Genomic DNA, 26,819 nt, shown 5'->3' on the forward strand with positions numbered 1-26,819 from the left:
CCGCACAACGCGGTGGGCCACCTCATATTTGCGTGCCGCGCATTGTGCCGCGCCCCACACGACGCGGCACATTATCGAGGGCTCGTTAGGCGATCAGACATGGGTCCAAAGACGCCTCGCGATCTACGAGAAGCCCAAGCCCCCTCGCCCGTTCCAGCACACGCCGCACGCCCTCGGCCGACCAGTGTATGCCGCCGCGTGGCGTAGGTTCGCGCAAGTCCTTGCTGAGCCAGCCCGCAAGGTCGCGCAGAGACGATTCCGGATAGGTCTTCAACCTGTCCGCCACCAAGCGCGCGACGCGGGTATCCGGTGGCAGGCGCGGCGCGGACTGGAGGATTACATCGTTGGCATAACCGGCTTTGACCAGGGCCTTGCAGGCCTTCACCAGCGTGCGCTCACTAAATGAGCGGACGGGGGGCTTTATCGCGCGGATCTGGCGCAAGACTATCGACCAGGGAAGATGTGGTCGCAGGCGCTCTACGGTCGGCAGCCAGCGGTGGCGATCGTCAATCAAGGCGTGCAGATAACGCTCTTTGTGCGCGTAGCCGATATCAGCAATTGCCGCCGGATCGCGCGCGCGCATCTTGGGATTGCCGGGCTTAGCGCCCCTCGCCATCGCCGCGGCAAGCCCTGCTCGCGTGCGTTCTCGGATAAGGGCGCGTTCGAATTCGGCAAAGGCACCCAGCATCTGGGTCATCAGCATGCCTTGCGCGCTCGAGGTGTCGATCGGGTCGTTGATCGAGCGAAAGTAAGCGCCCTTGGCCCGCAGCTGCTCGACGATCTCCAGCAAATGGACGAGCGAGCGTGCCAATCGATCGATCCGCACGACGATGAGGGTGTCGCCCTCCCCTACCCTTGCCAATGCCCTGGTGAGGTTCGGGCGGTCCCGGCTTCCCCCGCTGGCCTTGTCCTCGAAGATGAGGGCGCAACCCTGCTGCTCCAGCGCAAGGCGTTGGCCGGCCGTGTCCTGATCTTCTGTCGATACGCGGGCATAGCCGATCAAAGCCACTGTCACATTCCATCAAACGGGGGCAATCGAGGGGTTGCTCCCGTTCGATAAACGACAGCACCGGTTTTGGCCAGCCCCGTCCCCCGGGATTTGAGCCCCGGCCCTTTCCCGCGTCCCATGGGCATGCGGGCGACTTGCGGGCGCTTGGACAGCCCCGCCGGCCGATTTGCGCGGATGAAATCTGCGTCTCAGCAAGCGACAGCGGGGCCTACCGGCGCCTCTAACGAGGGGTCGCCCCTCGCGTCGGCAAGGGGCCGCCATAAATGTGTGAGCAAAGTGAACCCAGATTGCTTTTAAGCTCAGTATTTGTTACTTTGGCTCCATGGATATCGCTGGCTTTGGACCAAGCTATACGCCGAGGGTCGTCACTGAAGTTGCACACGCGACCGCAGTGATAGCCACGCTAAACGACCGAATTTCCGGAAGTTTTGTGCACTCGGCGTGGCAGACCCGCGCAGCTTGGGCCGGCTATGCGCGTGCTCTTCAGCTGGAAGGTCACGAGGTCGATGAAATCGACGTATTTTCCTGGGGCTGCGGGCTGCAAATCCCCGGCCGGCCGTTGCGTTCGTGTGAACGGACAAAGAACACTGCATCCGACACCCCACGCCAATTCACCTGACCGACAAAATTCTCTGCACCGGCGTTATTTCCTGACACCCTTCAACATACGCGCCGCCGCGTTGGACGACGGAGCGAGCTTGCGGCCGTAGCGGAGTGCAGTGGCGGTCGAGGTCCATCGCAATGCCTGCGCGATCGGTCCCGCATCCTCGCCATTGGCGAACAGATCCTGGGTCAGGCCGACGCGCAACGAATGCGTGCTCAGCGCATCGATCGCATGGTCGAGATCGGCGCCCATGAGATCGACCAGGCCCTGGTCGGCTGCGGCGAGCGCCGTGCGCTTGATGATCAGCCGCATCGCCGCCGGCGTCAGCGCGCGCTCGCCAATTCCGTAGGTCACCGTGGCCGCGCGCGCAGGCCGCGCCGCCATGCGTTCCCGATCGACCCGGGCATGATAGGCCAGATCCTCGATCGCGAGCGCCCGGCGCGCTTCGCGGGGTTTGGTCCGGATCACCGCTACGCGGCGGAACAAGGCGCCCGCGCGGATTGATGCGGCCTCGCGCCAAAGAGCGACACGCCGCATCGTGTCGGGCGACAGCCACACCCAGGCCCCTTGCCCTTCCTGGTCGGTTTTCGAGTGGGGCACCTCGAGCAGCCCCGATCCATCCTCTTGCGCTTCCATCAATTCGACGGCGACGGCCACCAGCTCCGATACGCGCAAACCCGCATCATAGCCGAGCGACAGGATCGCCGCGTCGCGCAGGCCAGCGACGTCGCGCCCACACGCCTCGAGCAGCACCGACAGCGTGAACCCCCTGACGGCTTCCCGCCCGATCCCTTCGCCGAGCCGCAACGGGCCGGCCTGGCGCTGCCGGACTCCGGCCCGACGCCGCAGCCCACGCAGCGCATCGCGGACCACGACGGCACCGACGGGGCATGGAACGTCGAGAAGGTGATGGGCCACCGCCAGCGAGGACAGGCGCCGGGACACGGTCGCCGGCTTGAGCCGCCGCGCCTCGCAATAGTCAATATAGGCGACAAGCCGCGCTTCGTCGGCGGGCAGGCCGATCCCGCCGCGCTCGGCCGAGAAGCGCGCGTAGCAATCGAGATCGACCGCGAGCGCCTTGATGCTGGCGGGCGCCCGCGCCTCGATGCTCTTCTGGAAGTTGAGTTCGACCAGGCTGGCGCCTTCGCCTGTCAGCTCCTGAAGCAACTCGACGAGCTGGACCGCGCGATCTTGCGCGGCGCCCGACCGCCGCTGGGGCAGCGGCGCCTCGCCGGGTGCCAGGATCGTCACGATCTCCGCGGAAACCGAGCGCTTGGGCATGGGCAGACGCTCTGTCTGTGCAGCGATCGACAGGACGGATTTGGCGCGCATACCGGGGGACTATAACCCCGATTTCGCCGAAGTCACTATCGATAACACTCTATTATCGATAGTGCAAAAAAGGGCGTGCTAGGGATGGTGCAGTTAAGGCAGTTTAGGTTACCCTTGCGACATGCCCGATTTTTGCGATCCATCGACCCGATTCCATCCGCTCCGATCGGACGAAGATGCGCCGATCGAAGACCTGATGACGGCAAGGGTGCGCGCGGCGCTCACCTGGGGCCAGCTGCAAGGCCGTTTAGCGCATGTGCCCGCGCAAGTTGCGCATCAATTCTGCGCCGCGCTCGCCCGCCTGCTCCTCGTCGAAGCGCTCACGGGTAGCGGCTTTTCCGGCGCGAACAGCTGGTTTTCCGCATGGTTTTCCGGCCTCCAGCCCGTGCCCGACGCCACCGCCCATGTCGCAGCCCCGCCCTCGCTGGTCGCCGACACGCTGCTCGCCGAGCTCTCGCTGTCGGCCTGGGCGCCGCTCGCCGACACGGCCATCCAAATCCGCGCCGCAGCGCATTTCCATCGCGGCGAGGGCGCCCCGCAAGGCGAGCGCGGCGATGCCCCCGCGTTCGCCGTAGCGGAAGCGGCGCGGCTCGCCGAGCCGCCCGCCGACGATCGCGCGGACGACTGGCCCCTCGCCGCGCTCGATCGCCTGCATCGGGCCGCGGCCGCCTCGCCGCATTTCGCGCCCACCGAGCGCAGCTACCAGCTGCTCCCCCTGCCCGCCGGGCCGGTCTCCTTCGAGCAGACGCGGACGGCCACGCCGCTGTGGGCGCTCGATCTCCTCGCCGGCGCCCTGATCGCGCGGAGCGCGCCAGCGACCAGGCCGCTGCCCCTGCCCGGAGCCGTGCGCGCCGAGGCGCTCAGACCCGAGCTCTGGTCCCGCGAGCGCGCCATTATCACGGCCGAGGCCGCCGGCGAAGCTGCGCAGCGGCTGAGCGACCAGCTCGATGCAGCCCATGCGAGCGTGCGCGAAGTGCATGAGGCGATGACCGTCCTGCGTTCGACCTCGCGCGCGCCGCTGCTCTACCGGCTGCTCGCGGGCTTCGGACCGCTGCGCCCGCTCCAGATCGAGAAGGCCCTTGGCGTTTCGAAAAACGGCGTGCGCGATCTCGTCGCCGCCCTCGTCAAAGCGGGCCTCGCCGAGCGGGCGGCGTACGAACATCACACGATCATCCGCGCCCTGCCCCGCGCGCGCCGTGCCACGCTGGCGGCCGAGGGTGAAAGCAGATCCGTTGAAACCAGCTCCGGCGCGACGTTCGCCGCGTTCGACGCGGCCATGGCCGATGTCGAGCGCGTGCTCGCCCGTATGGAGACGGCGCGCGAATGACCCCGGCAACACGGCAAGATAGGAAACCCCGGCAGAAACTTCAAATCGACGCGCCCGATACGGGACTCGCGCCGCCGTTTCAGGCCATGACCTGTCTTTGAACGATCAAAGGAAAGTTCGCGCAAAAGCCCCTGGGAGCGCAAAAAGGCGGTCTCGGATAGGAGGGGGCGCCCAGAGGCCGCCACCACGCCCTACGGGCCTCCTGAGGGCAAATTCGCGCGAAATGCCCAATGGGCGACCGTCGCCGTCCGGCTTTACCATCCGCGCCCATGACCCGGCAGATCGAGCAGGATGCGAAACCTGGGAGCGGCGAAGCAGGCGGCGAGCCGCGCCCGCCACAGATCGCCATTCGCGCTGCAAGCCGGCTCGGCGCAGCCGGCGGACATCGCCGCGCCCACCATCCCCGATGCTTGCAGGTAAAACAGCGCCTCCTGGAAACCACGGCGCTGCGCTGACATCGCCGCGCTCTCCGTCGCGGCGGCGTCTCGTACCGCGCGCGCCAGCGCCGCGCGGCGAGCCTTCAGCCCCTGCATCAAATGGGCACGGGGATAATTGCGCTTGGCCTGCTCGAGCTGCTCGCAGACCATGGTGAGCCGGCGACGCTCGCGGTCGAGCTGCCGCAGGCCGACCCTGGCGATCGCCTCCGCCAGATCCGATAATTGGGGTCCGACGCCGGAAGCCGCCTTTCGCGGCAGGCGTGCCGGCTGCGCATCGAAGCGGAAGATTTGCTCCCATCGCCCGGCTTTCAGCCCGTCACTGCTGTGGAGCGCCGCCAGCAGCAGATGACGCACCGGAGCGTAGTGGAAGCGGTTGCCGACCAGCGCCGCCCGGTACCGCTCCCAACCTACCCGGTCACCGGGGCGGGCGCCGCGGATTTGCTCCCGCGCAATCATCCCGTTCCACAGCACTCGGGTTTTGACGAAGGCAAACCGCGCCATTTGCGCGCGCGTGCGCGCGACCCGGGCCGCGAGCGCCCGCTCGGCGGCCTGCGTCCGCCCCAGGGCCCTGATCCCCGCAAGATCGGTCAGCAACAGCGCATGACGGTCGCAGAAGGTCGTCACGCGCAAGATCCAGCTCCGCTCGATCCGCCACGGCGCGCCGGACACCAGCCAGTCAAGCCAGCACTGGGCGCAGCCGATTGACCGCAGCGTCAGCGGCAACAGATCGCCGCGCCCACAGCCGACGAACGTCCTAGAAATCGCCTTCGCGGGCACCATCGTCGCCCACGCGAGCCGTTCTACCATCACCTGGCGGCGGTCCGGCACGCCAGCGACCGCCGGCGCCGGCGCGGCCAACCAAGCCGATGCGCGCGACGTGGCCGGTACGCGCGACGTGGCCGGTACGGGCGACACGGCCAGGTCGCGATCGGCGAGCGCCGCGTCGATGCCGAGATGGCGAAACAGCGCTTTGGGCGTGGTCTCATGACGCGCGGCCAGGCGGCGCAGCCAGGATTCGAAACATTCCTCGGGCAGCGGCCTCACCCGAAACGCCAGCGGCTCGATCTCCCGCCCGCTCATTCCGGGCTATAAGGCGTAAACAATTGCAGCGCCTCGGTGATATCGTCCTGGGTCACGAACCGGCGGTCATGCCGCCGCGCGACCTTTCCCGACCAGTGCAGGATGCGCTTGAAGTTCCCGGTGACCCCGCCGCTGGTCCGCCAGATGCGCTCGGCGAACGCGGGTTCGGCGAGATGGTCGGGCTCCTCCATCCCCATGCCGCGGGCCAGCGCGCGGATCAGGCGCTGCGCGGGCTCGCCCGGCTCCCATAACGGCAATTTGAGGATGATTGAGCGGTACGCCAGCTCGACATCGTCGGCGAAGATCTGCCGGGCGACATCGAGGCCCGCCACGACCAGCGGCACATTGCCCGCGCTCATCAGGAAGCGGAACGCATCGAGCGTATCGCGCCGCGCAACGCCGCTCGCGGTCAGGATCACATGGACATTGTCGATCGCGACCAGCCGCGTGCCCTGTTCGGCCAGCAGGTCGACGACCTTCAAATCGGCGGTTTTGTGCGTGTTCGTGCGGATCGGCCAGCCCTGTTTCCAGAGCAGGGCGAGGTTGATCTTGAGCGAGGTCGGACTCGAGGGAATGACCGTGCGCAGCACGGGCTGATAGCGCGCCTCGCCCCAATCGGCGGGCTCGGGAAAGGCTTCGGCAAGGCGGCGCTGCGCTTCGCGCAGGATCGAGGTTTTGCCCATGCCGGACTGTCCGGTGAGCACGATGCAGGTCGGGCGTTCCTCGGGATCGTCATGCGCGACATCGACGATCGTCTCGACCGCGTTCCGCGCTTCTTCGAAATCGATCCAGAAGGAGGGCGCCAGCGATGGCGCGGTCGCAGCGGCGCTCATGTCCGCTCCTGCAACCAGTCGTCTTCGCTGAGCTCGGCGACCGGTTTCCAGTCAATGGGCGGCTTTTCCGGCGCTTCGCCATACCGGAGGTCCGCGAGCGTCGTCCCCTCGCCTTCGCGGCGCTTTGCCTGGCGCCGCGCCGCCTTCGTGCGAACGCGGGCGCGGTGGATTTCCTGATTGGCGGCGGCCACCGCCCGCGCCGTCGCCGCGCGACCGCCATCGGCCTGGTAGGCCCGGCCTAGCGCCCGCACTCCTGCCCTGGCGGCCTCCCAATCCGCCTCCCAGACGTCGGGATAGTCGCCGACAACCGGCAATTCGACATAGCGGCCGTCGAGGTCGGCGTAGATATGCTGGATCGTCCGCTCATCCCAGCTGATCTCGACCCTTTGGCCGATCCTGGCGGCAAGCATCGGGTGCCAGTAATGGCGATATCTGATCTGGATACCCTTGGCATGGACCGTGAGCGACTTCGACGGCAGAAACTGGCGGAACAGTTCGCCCGCATCGACCGACACGGGCAGCAGCGGGCTGTGCTTCGCCGCCTCGCGCTCCCACATCTGGGCCGGACACAGGCCGCCCAGCGCGCTATGCGGCGCGTGATGATAGATCGCGATCTGGCACAGCAGCCAGCGCTCGAATTCCACAAGCGTCATCGCCGCGTCCGCCTCGGCATCATAGCCGTCGCGCGCCGCCACGTTCGATCCGGTCGCACCGGGCAAAAGCCGCAGTTTTCCAATCATCGTGCCGATCAGCCGCTCGATATGCCCGCCAAGATGGGCCGGCCCGGGCCTCCGCACATCGGGGCCAATCCCATTGCGGACGCAGGCGCGCCGGAAGGCTTCGGAGCGATGCGGTTTGGCCTGATCGGCATGCAAGCGCCGGAACAAACCGTGCATCGGATAGCTGACATCGACGCCCAGGTGGGCGAGGGCCGGCTCTTTGGGCAACACAGCGCTCGCAACCGCCCGTCCGCACCGGAATATCGAGGGGTCGCCGAAGCTGACATAGTAACCAAGAATGGACCGGGTCCAGATTTCGATGAGGAAGGTGATCCACGGTCTTCCGAGCTGTTCGCGCCGCAGACTATCGACCAGGATGACATCGCCCTTGGTGTGATCCATCTGAACCAGGTCGAGAAATCCCTCGCTTGCATATTCGCCGGGGTGCGGTTCATGGGCGCTCCGCGTCTTCGATCCCATCGTCGCTTTCGCCCAAACACGGCTCGGAATCTCAGCCAGAAGCCGCTCGATCGTCTTCTCGCTTGGGATCAGATCGGCGGGAAAGCGATGATCTCCGTTGTCCGCGTGCAACAGGCCCCAAATCTGCCGCGCCGCTTCCGCACGCGATGGCGGCACCATCTTGAGCGCAATTTCGTCGATCAACGTCTCGATGGCGGCCCTCACCTCGGGATCGATCCTGTGCGATCCAACAGCGGGTCCACGCGGTTTTGGAGCCAGCGTTTCCGCGACCGGATGCACCCGGAAGCGCGCGGCCAGTGTCCGTATCTGCCGCTCTTTAAGGCCGGTTGCCTCGGAAATCGCCTGAACCTGAGCCGCTGTCACCGGGCCGGAAAGCGATATATGTCGCCGGAAATGGGGGTAGAGAGCCAATCCCGCCTCAAGCGATTTGAGGCTCCGCCGGGGCGCTGGAGACGGCTTGCGCTCAATCACGGAACGGGCTCCCCAATGATTTTTGCTGTCCGCGAAATGTAGCTTATTTTGTCGAACACCGCGACGTGTATATTGCCCTAGACAGAATTACTCGCAGAGCATCCGATGTAATATATTGATATTACATGATATTATTGAAATGTAGCCTATTTTGTCGGCTGACAGCTGCGCGCCACGAACCGCGGCGAATATGAGGCGTTCGCGCCTTGGCAGGACATACTGGGGTCATCAGACCCCTTTGTCTGGCGCGATGCGCTCCCCAAGGCTGTCGAATTGCCGGTCGAGGCCGCGGACCACCCTCCCCTCGTCCGCGCGCTCGAACAGATCCGGCGCTATGCACGAGTACGAGGCGGGCCCGACCCCTGGCTCGGTCTGCCGTTCGCCTTACGGGACCAGGGTCTGACGGCCAGCCCCCTCCCCTGCCTCGTCGGCGGCGCCAAAGCCTTCCGCTTGAAAAAGACACTGAACGAAGCCGACTGGCTCGCGCTCCTACGCGCTCTTGCCGCGCGCGCCGAGCGTGGCCTTGAACGCCTTAACCATCTGGAGCGCCTCCATCGCAAGGCCCGAACGGCAATCGCGGAGTCTTATCGTCCCGGCGCCCTGCCCTCCCTCCTCGCGCTTACGCTTCACCAACCGGTCCTGTCGCCGCAGGCTGTGGCGCGACTTCTTGATTTGACCGTGACCGGCGCAAGCAAGTTGCTCGAGCGCGCCACCGGTACCGGACTTCTAACCGAAATCACGACAAGGCGGACATGGCGCATTTTCATGAGCGTCGACCTCGCTGTCGAGTTTGGCTTTGCCAGAGCGCCTCTTGGGCGCCCCCGCGTGGAGAGGTCCCTCCCCTCGCCGTCTCGAAATCTGGCGGCTGTCTTCGATCAATTCGACGCGGAAATGGCAGCCATCGATCAGCTTCTCAACTCCCGATAAGGCATTTCAGCGCGGATCACCTCGGCTCCTCGTCGCCCTGCACACAATAGAAGTCCTTATAATTTCAGCACTTAAGCTTGTGCCGCACGATGTGTCGCGCGCTGTAACGCACGTCCGCACCACATTCCGCTGTACTTTATGCAGCGATGACGCTTACCCCAGCGCGGCACATGTCGCCAGCGGACTCGCGTGCGCGCTCGCTGGCGTGTTCGCGCTGTAATGCGCCCGCGCACTCGCGGTTCATCGCGCTGGCACTAAGCCCAGCGCTTACGCATATTGCCGCGCACTTGCACGCGCTGTCGCGCGTATACGCGCCTTGCGTGGCGCGGGCGGTGACGCTATCAATGGCGCTGTCATTGTGTGCGGCGCGGTGCGGGGCGGGCCATGTTTGTGCCGCGCAGTGTGCAGCGCTATCGCATTACAGGAGTTCGCATGCCCGTCATCACGATCGCGCAAAGCAAAGGCGGCGCCGGTAAGACCACGCTCGCGCTCGCGCTTGCTTCCGAATTCGAGGCGCTCGGCGGTTCGGTCTTCATGCTCGACGCCGACCGTCAGAACAGCTTGCTCAACTGGTATCGGGATCGGATGAATGCCGACAGGGGAGGGGAGGGGCGCATCACGGTGGAAGACGCCTCGCAGCTCCGGGACGCGGACATTGGACCCGCTATCGCGCGCGCGCGCGATGCCGCGCAGCTCGTCATTGTCGATTCCGAGGGCACTTCCAACTTCAAGACAGCCTACGCGGCGATGGACTCCGATTTCGTCGTCATTCCGACGCGCTCATCGCGCCTCGATCTCGAGCGCACCGTGGAAACCAGCGACATGCTGGGCAAGATGTGTGGCGGCGTGCCCTACAGGGTCCTGATCACGCAGACAGGGCAGGTCGCCCGCTCTAAGGCCGAATGGGAGATCGACAGCCAGATCAGCAATGCTCTGCCGACGTTCAACGAGCAGATGCATACGCTCGACGCGTTCCGCGCCATGTCCAACTATCGCATGACGCTGGCCGAGGTGGAGGCCGCCGGCCTGGCCAAGACCGAGAAGGCGCGGCGCATCGCGCAAGGCATCCTGGCCGACATACTCAGCGAAATTCAGAACAAGGAGGCCGTCAATGCCTGAGCCCAAGTCTGCTGCCGGCGCGATGGGGGACATCATCGGCTCCACCCGGCAGCGCATCGAGCATAGCGAAGACCCGGCCGACCGTCTCAAGAACCTGATCGCTGCGACGCCGAAGCCCGCTCCGGCCGCCGCACCGGCGCCCGTCCGCGAACCGGCGCCAGCGACGCTTCCGTCCGGCTATTTCCCGCAAGTCGCGAGCGAGGTGGGCATCATCCCGAAGCGCAAGCCGCAGCGTGGTCCCGCGCGCTCGCTCCATATCAGCATGCGCCTGTCGCCGCCTGAGCGCGACCGGCTCGTTCGCTGGTGCGACGATCGCAACCTCAGCCTGCCCGACGGCATCATGGCGTTGATCGATCTCGCGGAAGGGCAGGGGGGTAGCGGGGAGTAGGGCCCGGCTCTTTATGTGAGGAACGGGGGGAGGGGACTTCAGGGCGTCCCGCGCATCGCGACCCAGCTTTTGCAGAAGCCTTCCCACGATTTGTAGAGAGCGGCGCCCGTCAGGGTCTCCAGCTTTGCGCCCATTTTCTGCCTGTAGGCATCGGCAATCATGTCCTTGTCCCAGCCTCCGCCAAAATCGCGAAAGATCGTGATAATGCGTTGGTCAGGGCAGAAACTGAGCGATCCCGAAGGGAAAGGCCGCGCCGAGGGCAGGGGGACGGGCGGCGGTGCGACCGTTTCGACCGTTCCGTCCCGCCTGGCACGCCGACCCACTTTCGGCCGATCGAGCTCCTTGGCGGTTTCCTCCTGATCGACGGGATCCTTGGGACTGAATGTGAGCTTCACAGCCTCGACCGGCCGTCCACGCCCTGACCCGCGGATCTCGTCCCATTCCACGGTGAAATCCGCGAGCTGGTCGATCTCCAGCTTCGATTTTGCCAGGACATCGCGGCGGAATTCCGCGAAATTCTTGAAGCTACCCTCCGGCACGCCCAGACGCCGGCGCAGTTCCTCGACCTCCATCTTCACGACACGGTTCTGCCGGTTGATGATCAGGCAGCCCAGGTCATAGAGCGTCAGCGAATAGCGCGACTGCAGCGCCAGCATGACGCCCAGGTTGACCCGCGCATAATAGTCCGAGCGCTGCATCACGCGCTTGAAGGCTTCCGAAAACTCGTACTCCACGACGCTCATGCCGTCCTCGGAGATTTCCTCGACGCAGCTTGAGAGCAGGGACTGCGACATGATCGCGGGCTTGCCCTTCTTGGTCGTCGTGCGGATGCGCACGATCACGCGCAAAAGCTCGTCCATCACGGGCTGGATGCGCTCATTGCCCTTGTGCGACCCGCGCAGTTCCTTCTTGGTAATCGTGAAGTTTCTGTCCTCGCCAGCGTCCGGCCCAGCCTTGCGCAGCATGAGGGCGAAGGCCTTGCGCCCGGCGGCGCTCAAGGAGCCGGTTTCAAACTCGGATTCGACGAGTTCGCCCGGTTTGCTTACAAAATCGAGATCGCGGCGGCGAATCACATCAGCGACCCGCAGCGTCCGGCTCAGGCCATCCGCGTCCGGGGAAACCTCGATCTCAACGATGTCCGAATCGGGCTTCATGTGAGTTGCATATCATCACCTTGTCATAAAGAGAACATCCCCCCGTTCACTCACATAGACGTGCCCCCAGCCCTCACATAAAGGCTGACAGAGGCGCAAACCGGCGGCCCCCGACCACTCATATAAAGAAATTGTCCGACTCGCCGATTCACCGCGAGTCTCGCGATATCCCCCATCGCTCATATAAAGTTCCTGACCCGACATTCCCCAGTCCAGCGCTTTTACCGGCCGCATTGCGACATCCCCCGCGCGCTCACATAAACGCCACAGCATCTACTTGCTTTTACTGGGTTTTTTGAAAGCCCCCCGATCGCTCATATAAAGCGACTCGGTTCGAAATAGGGAATTTGACCGGTATAGTGAGGCCCCCGAAAGCTCATATAAACGGACGGGAAGGGCAGGGGGATCGCCCCCGATCGCTCACATAAAGAAGGTCGGTCGAGGTTTAGGGCCGGCGTCGTACCAAAAAGGCTGGCCTTTCAAGCCATTCCCGTGTTGTTTTGCAAGCCACTGGGACGATTCCCCCGATCCCTCACATAATCCCCCGGCCACTCAGGCAAAGGCCCCCGGCCGCTCGCATAAAGGCCCCCGAGTCCTCACGATAAAGCCCCCAGCTGCTCACATGAACGGGGTCTAACCCATTGGTTCCACGGGCGAAATTGCCCCTGAATCTTAGAATCATTGAAATATAGAAGCTCCCGCGCTCCGCTTGGGCGTTTCTAAAGATGGATTTTTTGAGGAAGAAGTACCCTTCCGCAGAACCGCCGAGGTTGCGCACCATGCCCTGGTCGGCTGCCCCATCGCATCCCGCAACCGCCTATCATCCTCGCCGGAGCAAAACATCCTCCAAGTCAAACTTCCGTGAAATCGATCACCGCCGCGCGTCGATCTTGAACGCCGCTTGACTAACGACGCAACCGTATCAAGGTGATCGAGCTGGGAATCAGGCGTGTTCAGCGGCACCAGCCGATACTGTTTTAACGGGCAAGATCATGCGCAATGGGGCGGGATGTGCAATGAGCCAGCGAGCGCTTTACTACGTAGCGACGCTTGGCTGTACCGTTGCTATCGCCTTTAACGGAACACCAGCTCCCGCTCAGCCGAAGTTCGACGTGATCGATATGCATTTCCACGCCGATCGTCCTGACGATCAGGGACCTCCCGGGGGCAAGGCCTGCGCTCCCTATCCTGAATGGGGCCCGCGCGATCCCGGGCAACCGATGGACGGGTATCTCGACTGGTTTACCGGCCGCCCCGATTGCCCGACCGTGCTGTCATCGCCGACCGACGCGGATACTCTGCGCGATCGTGGCATCGCCCAGCTGAAACGGTACAATGTGCTGGCCCTTGCCGGCGGCCCAGCGGAGGTGGTGGATGACTATCGCCGTCATGGGGATGGCCACATACTTCCTGGCATCGGCTTCGGCAGCAGCGGCACCCTCCCTCCGATTGAAGATCTGCGCCGGCTCCACGCCGAAGGCAAAATGCAGGCGCTGAGCGAGATTACCACGCAATATGCCGGCATCGCCCCCGACGATCCACGCATGGAGCCCTTTTTCGCTTTCGCGGAGGCCAACGACATCCCGATCGGCATCCACATGGGGCCCGGGCCCCCTGGGACAGCTTACTTCGCCACGCCGCATTATCTCGTCTCGGCCGGTGATCCGCTCCGCCTAGAACCCGTGCTCATCCGTCATCCCAAGCTGCGGGTCTATGTTGCCCACGCCGGCTGGCCTTTCGGAGACGCGATGATCGCGATGATGTTCGCCCATCCGCAGCTCTATGTCGATGTGGCTGTTCTCGACTGGGCCTATCCCGACCAGCAATTCTACCCCTATCTGCGTCGGCTGATCGACGCAGGTTTCGAACGGCGGATCATGTTTGGGTCCGACAACATGGTATGGCCCGACGCTATCGGAATCGCGATCGAGCGGATCAGACGCGCGCCCTTTCTCACAGAGAGGCAAAAGCGTCTGATCCTCCACGACAACGCCGCTTCCTTCCTTCGCATCAAGGGATAAGGGGCGGTACGGCGGGACAATGCGCTTGCACGCGGAGTGCCGTTCCGCGACACTCTCGCTGAGCCGCAGTCATCGCGCGTTCAGCCTTCGAATGGCAATTTGACCTGTGCTTGAATTGTAAGGGAGATCCCCATGCGAACCACGCACAAACTTCTGCTCGGCGGCTGTCTTGCCGCCTCGCTGGTGGGCGGTGTGGCCTATGCCGCGTCCCACGAGCACAAAATGACCGTCAACCTGCCGGGCGGTGAGATCGCCCACATCACCTATTTCGGCGATACACCTCCGCAGGTCAAAATTTCCCAAGCCCAGCCAGACCAGATCGACTTCGTCGATGCGGCCTTCCAGCCTTTCGCGCAGATGGACCGGATATCGGCGCTGATGGATGCGCAGATGAACGCCATGATGCGGCGCGTCGTGGATCTCCATGCCCAAAGCGCTGACGTGACGGCGAGCGAGGCACCGCATTTCGTGTCCTTCTCCGGCCTGCCGAAGGGCACGCAGGTCCACTACAGCTATAGCTCGACCACCATCGGTCCCAATGGATGCGCGCAGAGCGTGACCTGGACCTCGGACGGCACGGCGAACGCGCAGCCGAAGATGACGAAGACCAGCACCGGCGACTGCAGCGCCGCGGCCAAGCCGCAGATGCAGACGACCAGCGGATCGGCGCAGGCTCAGGCGGGTCCGTCCCACACGACCTGATGCGGGCCGCCCGGGTCCGGTGACGCTTTGGCCGCGTGCGTGAGCGCGCGGCCATTGGCGTGAGGACATCTCATCGCATTCCTTTGCGGACCCTGCGGCTTCCGACATCGACCAAAGCCGGCGTAGCCAGTGCCGCGCCGCCCGTTCCCATCTCGAGAAAGGAAGGAAGAGGAGAATTTCGTGCGAAATCCTGACAGGATCTTTGCCTCCCTATTAAGCACCGCCGCCGCCCTGGGTCTTGTCATCGGCCAGCCATCGTCGGCTGCAGCGCAATCGCCGCCCGCCGCATCGCCAGTCGTGCCGCGCCCAGGCGCGCCGCAAAGCTTTGCCGATCTCACCGAAAGGCTGGCGCCCGCCGTCGTCAACATCTCGACCCGCCAGCGCGTGCAGATGCCGAGCTTCAGCCCCTTTGCCGGCACGCCCTTCGAGCGCTTCTTCGGCGGTCCCACCGGACCGCGCACCCGCGAGGCCCAGTCGCTCGGCTCAGGCTTCATCCTGTCCGCCGACGGCTACATCGTCACCAACAACCACGTCATCACCGCCGACGGGCAGGGCAAGGTCGAGACGATCACCGTCACCCTGCACAATGGCGAGGAGTATCCGGCGACCCTCGTCGGTAGCGATCCCGCCTCGGACCTGGCGGTCCTCAAGATCACGTCGCGCAAACCGCTGCCCTTCGTGAACTTCGGCGATTCCACGCGCGTCAGGGTTGGCGACTGGGTGCTCGCGATCGGCAATCCTTTCGGCTTGGGCGGCACGGTCACGGCCGGTATCGTCTCGGCGGTCTACCGCAATACCGGTACAGGGCGCGCCTATGACCGCTATCTGCAGACCGACGCCTCGATCAACCGCGGCAATTCGGGCGGACCGATGTTCGACAGCAGCGGGCGGGTCATCGGCATCAACAATGCGATCTTCTCGCCAACGGGCGGAAATGTCGGGATCGGCTTTGCCATCCCCGCGGAGATCGCCGCGCCGATCGTCGAAAAGCTCATGGCCGGCAAGGCCATCGAACGCGGTTATCTGGGCGTGACCATACAGCCGATGACCGAAGACCTCGCGTCATCGCTCGGCGTTCCGCGAGACCGCGGCGAGTTCGTCCAGAGCGTGGAGCCCGGCGGGCCGGCGGCACAGGCCGGCATCCGCGCCGGCGACGTTATCCTGCGGGTCGACGGCAAGGACGTCACCCCAAGCCAAAGCCTGTCGTTCCTGGTCGCGAGCGTCGAACCTGGCCGCAAGGTCGCAGTCGAACTCATGCGCGGCAACCAGCGCATGACCGTGACTGCCACGCCGGTGCTTCGTCCCAGCGAGGACAAGCTCGCCCGGCAGGGTTTTGGCCGCGATGACCGTCGTTTCGACGATTTCGACAAGGATCGCGCGTCACCCAGCGAAAAGACACTCGGGCTTGCCGTCGAACCGCTGACCCCAAGCATCGCGCGTCAACTCGGTGCGAGCGACGTCTCCCAGGGTCTCGTCATCAGCAGCGTCGAGGGCAATTCCGATGCGGCGCGCAAGGGCCTCAGCCGCGGCGACATCATCCTGTCGGCTAACAACCGGCCGGTGGCGAGCGCCGTTGATCTCGAGGCCGCGATCCGGCAGGCCAGGACGGCGGGACGATCGGCTATCCTCCTACGGGTCAAGGGGCGCGGCGAAGCGCCGGCCTATGTGCCGGTACGGCTGCGATAGGGCGGCACCAGGGCAGCGTCCTCGGCCGACGAGGGCGCTGCCTTCCTGGCAGCATCGTCGAGACGGGGAGGCTAGACGGCAACGTGTGGCCAGCGCGTAACTGATCTTATGATGTTTCATACATCACAATTCAATCTTACGAAATGACAGCCAATGTGCTAAGATTCGCCGCATCGGAACAACGGCGGGGTGTTCAGGCAGTCGATCGAGACGCTTGCGAGCGGAGCGGTTGGCGCTGACACATAAGCGGGAGACATGATGACGGCGCGGACAGTTCGAGAATTCCTTCTCCTTCACAACCAGCGATTGTACGATTTTCTCTGCCAAGGCTTGGCCGACCGGTCGCTTGGCTCGCAGGACTTGGCTCAGCTTTCCGCAATCCATCTGGCGAACCGCCGCGAGATTGCGCGGTGGGATCGCGATTTGTCGTGCGGCACCGCGACTAGCTGCGCGTAGGGACGCGCCGCCGATGAACCGCTATGAGCGAAGCGTCTGGGGTCTCGCCGCCTGTTTTTCCGCGCTCGCCGGCTTTGTCGACGCGCTCGGCTTCCTGTATCTCGGCGGCTTCTTCGTCTCCTTCATGAGCGGCAACTCCACGCGGCTTGCCGTCGGGTTGAGCGAGCATGTCGCAGACGCCCTGACCGCCGGCGGGCTGATCGCATCCTTCGTCGTGGGCGTCATGCTCGGCTCACTGTGCGGACGAACCATCAGGCGCGCCCGCCATGGTGCGCTCATGTATCTCATCGCGGCCATGCTGACTGCCGCTTCTTTGCTTGCGGCGGCCGACGCGACCTGGGCCGCGGCTGCGGTGCTCGCCATGGCAATGGGCGCAGAAAATGCCCTGTTCGAACATGATGGCGAGGTACAGATCGGCCTCACCTACATGACCGGTACGCTCGTGAAGCTGGGCCAGCGCCTGTTGTCCGCGCTTATGGGCGGCGACCGGTTCGGATGGGTTCCCTATCTCTTGCTATGGCTTGGCCTCCTGGCGGGCGCAGTGCTGGGCGCCATGCTGTTCGGCCTCATCGGCCACCAGGCCATCTGGGTTGCCGCCGCTTCGGCCTTGCTGCTTGGCATCGCTCTCCATCGCCGCGACGTGAACCTGACACCCTCGGCGAAGGCGCCGCGCCCATGACCGACGGGGGCGGGGTAGGGCCGTCGATCGATCTCGAGCTGTTTCACGACATGGTCTTCGATCTGCGGTTCGATCGGCCTGCGCCAGGCAGCAATCTCGAGGGCCGCTTCCAGCGCGCAGGGAACATCCCGATCGCGCTCGACGCGCCTTTTGGCGAGACGGGGCCGATGCTGTTCCGGTTCGGTGACATGTTGTCGCTCCTCTTCGACTGGACCACGGTCCAGAGCGGCATGCGGATCAGCGATCCCGACCATCTCCTGTTCGACTATACGCGCATGATGATGGGCTTCCGCCTGTTCCGTCCCGCGCCGCGAAAGATCGAAATGATTGGCCTGGGTGGCGGATCGCTCGCCAAGGCCTGCTATCGCTGCCTGCCCCAGTGCGACATCACCGTGGTCGAGATCGATCCCGCAGTCATCGACCTGCGCGAGCAGTTCCACATTCCGCCCGACGACGACCGGTTCCGCGTGATCTGCGCTGATGGCCTGGACTATATCCTCAGCGCCCCCGGCGCGCCCGACATCCTCATTCTCGACGGCTTTGACAGCCGGGGCCTTCCCCCGGCGCTGAGCGAGCGGTCCTTCTACGACAGCTGCCGAGATCGCCTCGGCAGAAACGGACTGCTGGTGGCCAATCTGTGCGACAATGCCATGGCCTTTACCACGCTCGAACGCCGTATCGGGGCCAGCTTCGAGAACCGCACGATCGTCGTTCCGGCCGAAAATGGCGGGAACCGTGTCGTCTTCGCGAGCATCGACCCCGCGTTTCCGCCCGCGCGTCAGACCGTTCGCGGCCATCTGCCCGATACGGATGTCGTCGATTACGATGCCAAGGCTCGCAGGATCGTACGCGCTCTGGCGCGCGCCTCGCTCGAGGTGCCCGGTACCGAACATTGACACGGGTTGATCGGACTTTTGCGGCCAGCGTCTGATCCCAAGGAGAAGGAAAGGGGGAACAGGACGGTAAGCAAGGAGGATATCATGCCGCTCACAGCCCTCAGACCGTCCCAGGAACTCATCGATCTCGTTGGCGCCCTGGGGGGCACATGGAGCGGCAATGTCGCCATGTGTCGATGCCCAGCCCATGCCGACAGCGACCCCAGCCTTTCGATCCGCCAGGGCGACCGCGGTATCCTCGTGACCTGCTTTGCCGGCTGCGCCCGCGAAGACGTGCTGCGTGAGCTTCGGCGCGTGCGAGCGGGCCGACATTTTCCTGCACCCAGCAGCGCCGAAGGGCGGGGAAGGGGCGATCCACAGCGCGTCTGGGACCAGGGCACCGAGATCATCGGTACGCTTGGGGAAACCTACCTGCGCGGGCGCCACCTCGTGCCGCTCGTCCAGGGCCTGCGGTTCCATCCACGTTGTCCCTATCTTCCCAAGCCGCGAACGCAGTTTCTTCCCGCCTTGCTGGTCCCCGTCCAGGAAGGTCAGCGCCTGACCGCCATCCAGCGCATCTTCCTGGACCCTGATGGCCGCTATACGCGCAAGGTCATGCTGGGCACGCCGGGGCGCGGGGCGTGGCAAGGCGCGCGTCCCGCGGATATCCTCGCCATTGCAGAGGGTTTCGAGACCGCGCGGGCCTTCACCCTGCTGCGCGGCATTCCGTGCTGGGCCAGCCTGGGTGCCCGAAGGCTTCACCAGCTTCAGATACCCGCTTCAGTGACGCGGCTCTTCGTGGCGGGTGACAATGATCCCGAAGGCCAGCGTGCCATGGCGCAGGCGATGGAATGCTATGCGCGCCCCGATCTTGACCTCGTGGAAGCGCTGCCGCCCGCTCCCTTCAAGGATTGGGCGCGGGTGCTCGAAGCCGAGGTCCAAGCCGGTCGGCGCTGAACTTTGCGCATTGCGCAGGATTGGGTTCCCGGGGCCGCGCCATCCCCCGCTTTTGTGCGACGGCCGGAAACCATTTTGCGATGACCTGCGTTTATACCTGTCACGCGTAGCAATTTTTCCGCCTTCGGGGGCTATCTTCTCATGTCCAATGTGGTGCCTTTCGGGGCCACGTCGTCTGTCCATCGCCCGCTCGAGCAGGCGAGCGGACCATTCGCCGACATCGACCTCATCCACTCGATCAGCGTGGCGCTGATCGGCGAGCAGGACCGCGTCGAGCTCTATGGCAAGATCGTGGACGCGGCGATCACGATCGCCCAGTCGCAGTTCGGTACGATGCAGCTCGTCGTGCCAGGCTGCGATGTCTCGGGCCATGCGGGCTGCCTCCAGCTTCTCTGCTCGCGGGGCCTGCCGCCCGAGGCGGTGCAGTTCTGGCAGATCGTCAGCCCCGCGGCTCACAGCAGTTGCACGAAGGCGCTCAAGACCGGCAGCCGCGCGATCATTCCCGATTATGAGGAATGGGACGAGATCGCGGGCACCGAGGATCTCGAGGCGTTCCGCCGCACCGGCATCCGATCCGCGCAGACCACGCCGCTTCTCGCGCGCGACGGACGCCTGCTCGGGATGATCTCGACCCATTGGACCGAGCCGCACGAGCCCTCGCCGCGCGACCTCCGGCTCCTCGACATCCTCGCCCGCCAGGCAGCCGATCTTCTCGAACGGACGATTGCCGACGAAGCGCTGCGCGAACGCAAGGAGGAACTCGACCGGACCTGCGCGGCGCTGCGCGAATCCGAGCAACTCCAGAAGATGCTGACCGGCGAGCTCAGCCACCGCGTCAAGAACATGCTCGCAACCGTCCAGGCAATCTCGACACAGACCCTGCGCAACTGCAGCGATCCCGCCGAGTTCGTCGAGAGCTTTTCGGGCCGCATCCAGTCGATGGCCCGGGTCCACTCGCAGCTCAGCACCACGGACTGGAAAGGTACGCAGCTGCGCGCCGTCGTTGAAGACCAGATGAAACTCGGCCATATCGACGAGCCGCGGATTGCCGCGTCAGGCCCCGACATCCATCTCGATGCCAATGCCGTGCCGAAGATGGCGATGATCCTGCACGAGCTCGGCACCAACGCGCGCAAATACGGCGCTCTCTCTCGTGCTGGCGGCACGGTCGACATCCGCTGGACGGTGCGGCCGGAACAGCTCGCGCTTAGCTGGATCGAGCGCGGTGGTCCCAGGGTCCAGGTGCCCCTCCGCCGCGGGTTTGGATCGCGGCTGATCGAAGCGACCGTTCGCGGCGTTCACGGCAATGCCGATATGAGCCTCGAGGCCGAGGGCGTACGCTGGGAGATCCAGTTTCCGCTACCGGACGACGAGGACTCAGTTGAAGAGGCTGGCAAACGGCGGCCGGGGCAGGGTTCGCTCGCCGAGCAGGCCGGCCTTGGGCCATCGCGCGAACCGGCATGGCGCAATCTTGCAGGCAAGCACGTGCTTGTCGTCGAGGACGAGCCGCTCCTGGCCCTCGATCTCGTCGGCCAGCTCGAGGACGCAGGCACCATCATCGTCGGACCCGCCGCCGATCCGCGCGCGGCGCTCGACCTCATCGCGCACCATCGGATCGACGTCGCCCTACTCGACGCCAATCTTTCGGGTGAACCGGTCGACGATATCGCGCATGCGCTCGCCGCGCGGTCCATCCCCTTCCTGTTCATGAGCGGCTATGGGCGCGAGAACCTGCCCCCGGCTTTTCCGCATATCGAACTGCTCTCCAAGCCGTTCGACGCGCGGCAGCTTCTCACGCTTGCCGACAGGATGCTTGCCTGACCGATTGGGGGTAGGCGCGCCGTGCTGGCTTCTAGCGCTTAGGGACGTCCGGGGCCGGCTTGGCGGCCGCTATGCCAAGTTTCCGGCGGCCCTTGCCACTTGCCTTAGCGGCCGGTGCCGGTTCACCGGGCTTGCGGCCAAGGCCATTTGCCTTGGCAAGTGTGCTGCGGCGCTCCCTGTAGCTCGGCGCCACCATGGGATAGTCTTTGGGCAGACCCCATTTCGCGCGATAGGCATCGGGCGACAGGCCATAATGGGTCGCTAGGTGGCGCTTGAGCATCTTCATCTTCTTGCCGTCTTCCAGGCACACCAGATAGTCCGGCTTGACCGAATGGCGGATCGACACTGCCGGACGAAGCTCTTCCGGTTGGGGCTCTGGGGCCGGCGCCACCGCCTGGTTCAACGCGCCATAGACGCCCTCGATCAGCGCCGGCAGGTCGGCCGCCGGCACGGCATTGTTCGAGACATGAGCCGCAACGATATCGACGGTGAGTGTGACAAGAAGATCTTGGGCCAATCTGGTCTCCCTTTCTCGGGAATGGTCGTCAGCGCTGTAGTCCGCTGATCGCCGTCTTCATATTGCGGATCGCGATGCCTGCAAGCAGGATCACTCGGAGGCGTCACTGGAAGGGAGCGCAACGACCCATCTGGCGCGGACCAGCCGACTGACCAGCACCAGCATGCTAGCGTGAGCCCCGAGGGCGGAGAGCGACCAACGCACGAACCCGCTCCGCGGGAGTGTCGCTTGGGGTGACGTAGTGTAGTATTTGTGAGGCTTTCGGCGGGGCGGCGCCCGCCGACGGTGGAGTTCCTTCAACGGAGAGGAACTTACCATGGATGCTATCACGACCGCTGCCCCGACCCATTCGCTGCGTGAGCGGATGTTGCAGGACATGACGATGCGTGGCTTCGGGACGCACACGCAGAAGGACTATATCCGGCATGTCCGGAGTTTCGCCGCGTTCCTGGGCCGTCCGCCGGATACGGCCACAATGGAAGACCTGCGGCGTTATCAGGTTGACCAGCACGAGCATGCCGTGGGGCCGGCCACGATCAATGGCGCGGTATCGGCACTGCGGTTCCTGTTCGGGATAACGCTCCGGCGGCCGGAGATGGCGCTAGCGCTCGTCGTTGTTCGCTTCACACCCAAGCTGCGGGTGGTTTTGAGTGTCGAGGAGACAGCGCGGCTGCTCGAGGCTGCGCCAGGCATCAAGTACAAGGCGGCACTCAGCGTGGCCTATGGCGCGGGCCTGCGGGTTTCGGAGGTTGCCCATCTCAAGGTCGATGACATCGACAGCACCCGGATGATGATCCGCGTCGAGCAGGGCAAGGGACGCAAGGACCGCAACGCGATGCTCTCACCGCACCTGCTGGACTTGCTCCGTCAATGGTGGCGCGAAGGCAAGCGGCGCGGAGTGATGCTACCTCATGGCTGGCTGTTCCCCGGCCGCAGCGGCACGGATCCGATCTCGGCTCGTCAGTTGCACCGCGTCGTGCAGGAAGCGGCCGAGCGCGCCGAGATCCATAAGCGGGTAAGCCCGCATACACTGCGCCATTCGTTTGCCACCCACCTGCTCGAGCAAGGCGTCGATATCCGGGTCATCCAGGTGCTGCTGGGACACGTGAACATCAACACGACCGGCATCTATACCCAGGTCTCGAGCAAAACGATGCGGGCGGTGGCCAGCCCGCTCGACCAGATCGTGGCCGTGATGGAAGGCAGGGCACCTCCCGGTTGAGCCGGTGCGCACCTCACTCGAGGTCGCCGATATCTTCCGGAGCAGCGGGCCGGCCTATCGCGCGGCCCATGCCGGGCATCTCAGCCTCGGCCAGCTCAAGGTCATGACGGCCATCGAGAACTGCCGCACCGCCGCGCTGGGCGGTCACGTCGAGGCCTGCGACGACTGCGGGCACTGGCGGGTCGCCTACAACTCGTGTCGCAACCGACATTGTCCCAAATGCCAGGGCGCCGCAGCGCGCACCTGGCTGGCTGCGCGCGAGGCCGACCTGTTGCCGGTTGACTACTTCCACGTCGTGTTCACCCTGCCTAACGAGGTCGCAGACATCGCCTGCCAGAACAAGGCGGTGGTCTATGACCTGCTGTTCCGCGCGGCCGCAGACACGATGCTGATCATCGCCGCCGATCCAGGCACCTTGGCGCGCTGATCGGCATCACCGCCGTGCTGCACACATGGGGATCGGCACTGACCCACCATCCGCACGTGCACATGATCGTGCCTGGCGGTGGCATCGCGCCCGACGGCACGCGCTGGATCTCGTCGCGCCCCGCATTCCTGCTGCCGGTGCGTGTGCTGGGCGCCTTGTTCCGCCGTCTGTTCCTCACTCGCTTGTTGGCATTGTTCGATGCCGGCAGGCTGGCCTTCTTCAGCACCTTGGCTGGCCTCGCGACACGCAAGGCCTTCCTGCGGCATCTCTCGCCGATCCGGAAGAAGCGCTGGGTGGTCTATGCCAAGCCGCCCTTCGCCGGGCCGCAGGCGGTGCTGGCCTATCTCTCGCGCTACACGCACCGCGTTGCCATCTCGAACCGGCGGCTCCTCGGCTTCGACGAGACCGGCGTGACGTTCCGCTACAAGGACTATCGCCGCCCTGCTGCTGAACGCCAACAGGTCATGACGCTGGCCACCGACGAGTTCGTCCGCCGCTTCCTGATCCACGTTCTGCCGCGCGGCTTCCACCGCATCCGGCATTACGGCCTGCTCGCCAGTTCGACCCACAAGGACACCATGGCGCTGGCCCGCAGACTTCTGGGCGTTGCGGTACCGGTCGAAGAGCCCGAACCCGACGAACCTCTCGACCATCGCCCGCCATGCCCATGTTGCGGCGGGCACATGACCATCATCGAGGCCTTCGCCCGCTGGTGCCAGCCCCGCGCGCCACCATCATCGGCATCGCCAATCCGGGGGAATGCGCCATGATCCGGCATGGCTCAGGCTGCACGACGGTCGCGCCCATGGCGTCCTGGCCGATGAACCAGTGCATGCCCATTCCGGAATCAAGCCCAGCACAGGGCACACCGACCAGCAAAACCACCACCGTCCGCACACTGTCGCCGCACAAAGTCACGTTGATCCGGCCAGAACCGACACTTCCGGATCAGCATCGCTTATCCGTCCGAACCCCCCCAAAGCCGCTTTACCCATAGACCAGCGCGTGGGCCCGCGGGTTCCTGCACTGGAGGCTTTCGTACGCAAGCGCCCGAAACCCTTCGCAGCTCGAGCCGTTCCACTTCCCGCGCCGACCGGCTGCTCTCGACGAAACCGGCCATTCCAGGCCCCTCGGGCAGGTCGGCGGCTTTGCGCCTCAATTGCGTTCCGGATAGCTGGTCAGCCATTCTAAAGCGGCCGGACGGTGAGGCATTGGTGAGATCGGGGGGAGCTAATTCCCCCCCCGGTCCGAATTATCTGACGAAGGAGGTCCTTCTGGCCACGCCCGCCTAGGCTTGAGGCATCCGGCTCATGTGCTTGTCGAACCAGCCGACCAATTTCTCGGGATGCTCCCCATAGTAGTTGTAGCCCGAAAACCGTTGATCGGAGCCGTCGATCCAGAACATCTCTTTTTCCGTGGCGCCGAGGCTGTCGAACAATTCCTCCATGTCTTCGCGAACGATCATCCAGTCCCGTTCGAGCTGAGACATCATTGTCGGCTTAGTGACAGCGCTGGCGTAGGGCGTCGGCGTCATTTCCTCCAAACGGAATCCGGAAAGCTCGTAGATGCGCTCGCTGACGGCTTCGGCAGTATTCTTCGCATCCAGATGCATTTTGTTCGCAGTGCCCTCGACGAGCATTTGGCCGGGAGCCGGATGGTGAAAGAAGAAGGCCTCGACGTGGTCAAACTCCTCAGGCCACTTCGACACGGCAATGATGGTCGAGTTCGCCCCCATGCACCGGCTGTAGATGCCGACACGCATGTCCTTCGTATCGGGCCTAGACTTCGAATAGCGGACCGATCCGACAACGTCGCGACATTCGAGCAGACCGATACCTGCTAGGCCGCCACTTCCCGCACCGCTGCGTCCGTGGTTCCTGATGTCATAGGTAATGATGTTGTAGCCTGCGTTGTGGAGATGCCTTAGCTCGGGCAGGAAGTTGACTTCGAAGCCGCCGAACATCGTGTTCCACGGCGCGATATGCCCCGGAAACCCATACCGATTGCACGGCATGGGATGGTTGATAATCAGAAGTCGGTCCGAGTTGGCCGGGATGAACCAGCCATCGAGAGGCACGCCGTCTAGTGACGGAAAAAATATGTCCTCATACTCCATTCCATATTCGTTCGGATATCGAAGAACCGGCGTGCGGGCTCCATGGGTGTAGAGCTGGGCATATTGCTCCACGATCGGATGGATCGTCCGCGAAACTGCAGCCCCCAGCGCTTCCGCCGCATTTCCGAGCACCGATGAGACGCTCGCGTCGTGTTCGCCGCTTTTTTGGTTCTCAGTCATAAAGCCTCCTATCTGGACATGAGGGTAGATAGCCACTGCATCGGCGGCTCGTTCTCGAAACGCATTCATCCCGATTGACAACGCGTCGAGCCGCCAACAGGAGCCATTCGAGCTGCCGGCTGCGGCGGTGCACGCGGTTGGCACCAGCGGGTGAAGGCTTCAATGATGGTCATATGCCCACCGCAGCATGGGCATGGCAGACGATGATCGGGCGGTTCATCGGGTTCGGGCTCCTCGATCGGCGCGGCAACGCCCAGCAGCCTGCGGGCGAGCGCCATGGCCTCCTTGTGCGTTGAACTGGCGAGCAGGCCGTAATGCCGGATGCGGTGGAAGCCGCGTGGCAGGACGTGGATCAGAAAGCGGCGGATGAACTCGTCGGTCGCCAGCGTCATGACCTGCTGGCGTTTGGCGCCATCGCGGCGATAATCTTTGTACCGGAACGTCACGCCGGTCTCGTCGAAGCCGAGGAGCCGCCGGTTCGAGATGGCGACGCGGTGGGTGTAGCGCGAGAGATAGGCCAGCACCGCCTGCGGCCCGGTGAAGGGCGGCTTGGCATAGACCACCCAGCGCTTCTTCCGGATCGGCGAGAGATGCCGCAGGAAGGCCTTGCGTGTCGCGAGCCCAGCCAAGGTGCTGAAGAAGGCCAGCTTGCCGGCATCGAACAATGCCAACAGGCGAGTGAGGAACATCCGGCGGAACAATGCCCCCAGCACGCGCACCGGCAGCAGGAAGGCGGGGCGCGACGAGACCCAGCGCGTGCCGTCCAGCGCGATGCCGCCGCCGGGCACGATCATGTGCACATGCGGATGGTGCGTCAGCGCCGATCCCCAGGTATGCAGCACAGCGGTGATGCCGATCCGCGCGCCAAGGTGCTTGGGATCGGCGGCGATGGTCAGCATCGTGTCCGCGGCGGCGCGGAACAGCAGATCATACACCACCGCCTTGTTCTGCCAGGCAATGTCGGCGATCTCAGCGGGCACGGTGAACACGACGTGGAAGTAGCCCACCGGCAACAGATCGGCCTCGCGCGCGGCCAGCCAAGTGCGCGCCGCCGCACCTTGGCACTTGGGACAGTGCCGGTTGCGGCACGAGTTATAGGCGATCCGCCAGTGCCCACAGTCGTCGCAGGCCTCGACGTGACCGCCCAGCGCAGCGGTGCGGCAATTCTCGATGGCCGTCATGACCTTGAGCTGGCCGAGGTTCAGATGCCCGGCATGGGCTGCGCGATACGCGGGCCCGGCGCTACGGAAGATATCGGCGACCTCGAGCGAGGCGCGCAC

General features: G+C 64.6%; 21 protein-coding genes and 1 pseudogene. 13 read left to right on the forward strand and 9 right to left on the reverse strand.

All coding sequences use genetic code 11. The features are described 5' to 3' along the window. Positions 1-85: 85 nt before the first annotated feature. A complete protein-coding gene (locus SBA_RS23565) occupies positions 86-1,009 on the reverse strand; it encodes a recombinase family protein (protein ID WP_008829212.1) in 924 nt (307 codons plus the stop codon). A 643-nt stretch (positions 1,010-1,652) separates the two neighbouring features. Continuing rightward, positions 1,653-2,894 (reverse strand): site-specific integrase, encoded by a 1,242-nt coding sequence (locus tag SBA_RS23570; RefSeq protein ID WP_030541452.1) that lies wholly within the window; start codon positions 2,892-2,894, stop codon positions 1,653-1,655. A 172-nt stretch (positions 2,895-3,066) separates the two neighbouring features. Here SBA_RS23570 and SBA_RS23575 point away from each other — a divergent pair, with 172 nt between their 5' ends. After that, positions 3,067-4,272, forward strand: a complete 1,206-nt coding sequence (locus SBA_RS23575) for a MarR family transcriptional regulator (protein WP_030538460.1) — start codon at positions 3,067-3,069, stop codon at positions 4,270-4,272. A gap of 254 nt (positions 4,273-4,526) precedes the next feature. On the opposite strand, the gene SBA_RS23580 is transcribed toward SBA_RS23575, so the two are convergent. Genes SBA_RS23580 through SBA_RS23590 form a run of 3 tightly spaced genes read right to left on the reverse strand, consistent with a single transcriptional unit; the run spans position 4,527 to position 8,292 of the window. Beyond that, positions 4,527-5,789 (reverse strand): TniQ family protein, encoded by a 1,263-nt coding sequence (locus tag SBA_RS23580; RefSeq protein ID WP_048575061.1) that lies wholly within the window; start codon positions 5,787-5,789, stop codon positions 4,527-4,529. After that, positions 5,786-6,622 (reverse strand): TniB family NTP-binding protein, encoded by an 837-nt coding sequence (locus SBA_RS23585; RefSeq protein WP_030540651.1) that lies wholly within the window; start codon positions 6,620-6,622, stop codon positions 5,786-5,788. Before SBA_RS23585 ends, SBA_RS23580 begins: the two co-directional genes overlap by 4 nt. Beyond that, a complete protein-coding gene (locus SBA_RS23590; protein WP_030540650.1) occupies positions 6,619-8,292 on the reverse strand; it encodes a Mu transposase C-terminal domain-containing protein in 1,674 nt (557 codons plus the stop codon). The genes SBA_RS23585 and SBA_RS23590 overlap by 4 nt, the downstream gene beginning before the upstream one ends. Positions 8,293-8,565: 273 nt before the next feature. On the opposite strand from SBA_RS23590, the gene SBA_RS23595 reads away from it, so the two are divergent. From SBA_RS23595 to SBA_RS23605, 3 genes are all read left to right on the forward strand, one after another. Continuing rightward, positions 8,566-9,219, forward strand: a complete 654-nt coding sequence (locus SBA_RS23595; protein WP_261937536.1) for a hypothetical protein — start codon at positions 8,566-8,568, stop codon at positions 9,217-9,219. Between the two features lie 432 nt (positions 9,220-9,651). Beyond that, positions 9,652-10,338: a ParA family protein gene (locus SBA_RS23600; RefSeq protein ID WP_008829214.1), complete on the forward strand. Its 687-nt coding sequence runs from the start codon at positions 9,652-9,654 to the stop codon at positions 10,336-10,338. Next, positions 10,331-10,726, forward strand: coding sequence for a hypothetical protein (locus SBA_RS23605; protein ID WP_008829215.1), 396 nt, complete (start codon positions 10,331-10,333; stop codon positions 10,724-10,726). The genes SBA_RS23600 and SBA_RS23605 overlap by 8 nt, the downstream gene beginning before the upstream one ends. A gap of 38 nt (positions 10,727-10,764) precedes the next feature. Here SBA_RS23605 and SBA_RS23610 read toward each other — a convergent pair whose 3' ends face one another. Then, positions 10,765-11,880, reverse strand: a complete 1,116-nt coding sequence (locus SBA_RS23610; protein WP_008829216.1) for a replication initiation protein — start codon at positions 11,878-11,880, stop codon at positions 10,765-10,767. A gap of 1,016 nt (positions 11,881-12,896) precedes the next feature. On the opposite strand from SBA_RS23610, the gene SBA_RS23615 reads away from it, so the two are divergent. From SBA_RS23615 to SBA_RS23645, 7 genes are all read left to right on the forward strand, one after another. Beyond that, positions 12,897-13,901, forward strand: coding sequence for an amidohydrolase family protein (locus tag SBA_RS23615; protein ID WP_165362025.1), 1,005 nt, complete (start codon positions 12,897-12,899; stop codon positions 13,899-13,901). Positions 13,902-14,033: 132 nt separating this feature from the next. Further along, positions 14,034-14,603, forward strand: coding sequence for a hypothetical protein (locus SBA_RS23620; RefSeq protein WP_008831024.1), 570 nt, complete (start codon positions 14,034-14,036; stop codon positions 14,601-14,603). A gap of 180 nt (positions 14,604-14,783) precedes the next feature. Further along, positions 14,784-16,289 (forward strand): Do family serine endopeptidase, encoded by a 1,506-nt coding sequence (locus SBA_RS23625; protein ID WP_202196485.1) that lies wholly within the window; start codon positions 14,784-14,786, stop codon positions 16,287-16,289. A gap of 469 nt (positions 16,290-16,758) precedes the next feature. Beyond that, complete coding sequence (locus SBA_RS23630; RefSeq protein ID WP_008831021.1) at positions 16,759-17,424, forward strand: YoaK family protein; 666 nt, start codon at positions 16,759-16,761, stop codon at positions 17,422-17,424. After that, on the forward strand, positions 17,421-18,320 hold the full coding sequence (locus tag SBA_RS23635) for a fused MFS/spermidine synthase (protein ID WP_008831020.1): 900 nt from the start codon (positions 17,421-17,423) through the stop codon (positions 18,318-18,320). Before SBA_RS23630 ends, SBA_RS23635 begins: the two co-directional genes overlap by 4 nt. Positions 18,321-18,404: 84 nt before the next feature. Continuing rightward, positions 18,405-19,256, forward strand: a complete 852-nt coding sequence (locus SBA_RS23640; RefSeq protein WP_008831019.1) for a DUF7146 domain-containing protein — start codon at positions 18,405-18,407, stop codon at positions 19,254-19,256. A 141-nt stretch (positions 19,257-19,397) separates the two neighbouring features. Further along, positions 19,398-21,077, forward strand: a complete 1,680-nt coding sequence (locus tag SBA_RS23645) for an HWE histidine kinase domain-containing protein (RefSeq protein ID WP_008831018.1) — start codon at positions 19,398-19,400, stop codon at positions 21,075-21,077. Between the two features lie 31 nt (positions 21,078-21,108). On the opposite strand, the gene SBA_RS23650 is transcribed toward SBA_RS23645, so the two are convergent. After that, entirely contained in the window at positions 21,109-21,594 is a 486-nt protein-coding gene (locus SBA_RS23650) for a MucR family transcriptional regulator (protein ID WP_008831017.1), read from the reverse strand. 316 nt (positions 21,595-21,910) lie between these two features. Here SBA_RS23650 and SBA_RS23655 point away from each other — a divergent pair, with 316 nt between their 5' ends. Both SBA_RS23655 and SBA_RS23660 read left to right on the forward strand, forming a co-directional pair. Further along, the gene (locus SBA_RS23655) at positions 21,911-22,816 is read left to right on the forward strand and encodes a tyrosine-type recombinase/integrase (RefSeq protein ID WP_261937537.1); all 906 of its coding nucleotides are present in this window, start codon (positions 21,911-21,913) and stop codon (positions 22,814-22,816) included. 4 nt (positions 22,817-22,820) lie between these two features. Continuing rightward, a pseudogene (locus tag SBA_RS23660) lies at positions 22,821-24,013 on the forward strand (IS91 family transposase). Positions 24,014-24,531: 518 nt separating this feature from the next. Here the strand turns inward: SBA_RS23660 and SBA_RS23665 are convergent. Beyond that, a complete protein-coding gene (locus tag SBA_RS23665; RefSeq protein WP_261937538.1) occupies positions 24,532-25,539 on the reverse strand; it encodes an alpha/beta hydrolase family protein in 1,008 nt (335 codons plus the stop codon). Between the two features lie 65 nt (positions 25,540-25,604). Further along, positions 25,605-26,819, reverse strand: a complete 1,215-nt coding sequence (locus tag SBA_RS23670; RefSeq protein ID WP_261937539.1) for an IS91 family transposase — start codon at positions 26,817-26,819, stop codon at positions 25,605-25,607.

The sequence above is a fragment of the Sphingomonas bisphenolicum genome, assembly GCF_024349785.1.
In the GTDB taxonomy this organism is placed as follows: Bacteria; Pseudomonadota; Alphaproteobacteria; order Sphingomonadales; family Sphingomonadaceae; genus Sphingobium; species Sphingobium bisphenolicum.

Coding starts and splice junctions, on each gene's coding strand:
- SBA_RS23570 (WP_030541452.1), bottom strand. CDS start 2,894: ATGCCCAAGCGCTCGGTTTCCGCGGAGATCGTGACGATCCTGGCACCC.
- SBA_RS23575 (WP_030538460.1), top strand. CDS start 3,067: ATGCCCGATTTTTGCGATCCATCGACCCGATTCCATCCGCTCCGATCG.
- SBA_RS23580 (WP_048575061.1), bottom strand. CDS start 5,789: ATGAGCGGGCGGGAGATCGAGCCGCTGGCGTTTCGGGTGAGGCCGCTG.
- SBA_RS23585 (WP_030540651.1), bottom strand. CDS start 6,622: ATGAGCGCCGCTGCGACCGCGCCATCGCTGGCGCCCTCCTTCTGGATC.
- SBA_RS23600 (WP_008829214.1), top strand. CDS start 9,652: ATGCCCGTCATCACGATCGCGCAAAGCAAAGGCGGCGCCGGTAAGACC.
- SBA_RS23605 (WP_008829215.1), top strand. CDS start 10,331: ATGCCTGAGCCCAAGTCTGCTGCCGGCGCGATGGGGGACATCATCGGC.
- SBA_RS23610 (WP_008829216.1), bottom strand. CDS start 11,880: ATGAAGCCCGATTCGGACATCGTTGAGATCGAGGTTTCCCCGGACGCG.
- SBA_RS23615 (WP_165362025.1), top strand. CDS start 12,897: ATGAGCCAGCGAGCGCTTTACTACGTAGCGACGCTTGGCTGTACCGTT.
- SBA_RS23620 (WP_008831024.1), top strand. CDS start 14,034: ATGCGAACCACGCACAAACTTCTGCTCGGCGGCTGTCTTGCCGCCTCG.
- SBA_RS23630 (WP_008831021.1), top strand. CDS start 16,759: ATGAACCGCTATGAGCGAAGCGTCTGGGGTCTCGCCGCCTGTTTTTCC.
- SBA_RS23635 (WP_008831020.1), top strand. CDS start 17,421: ATGACCGACGGGGGCGGGGTAGGGCCGTCGATCGATCTCGAGCTGTTT.
- SBA_RS23640 (WP_008831019.1), top strand. CDS start 18,405: ATGCCGCTCACAGCCCTCAGACCGTCCCAGGAACTCATCGATCTCGTT.
- SBA_RS23645 (WP_008831018.1), top strand. CDS start 19,398: ATGTCCAATGTGGTGCCTTTCGGGGCCACGTCGTCTGTCCATCGCCCG.
- SBA_RS23655 (WP_261937537.1), top strand. CDS start 21,911: ATGGATGCTATCACGACCGCTGCCCCGACCCATTCGCTGCGTGAGCGG.
- SBA_RS23665 (WP_261937538.1), bottom strand. CDS start 25,539: ATGACTGAGAACCAAAAAAGCGGCGAACACGACGCGAGCGTCTCATCG.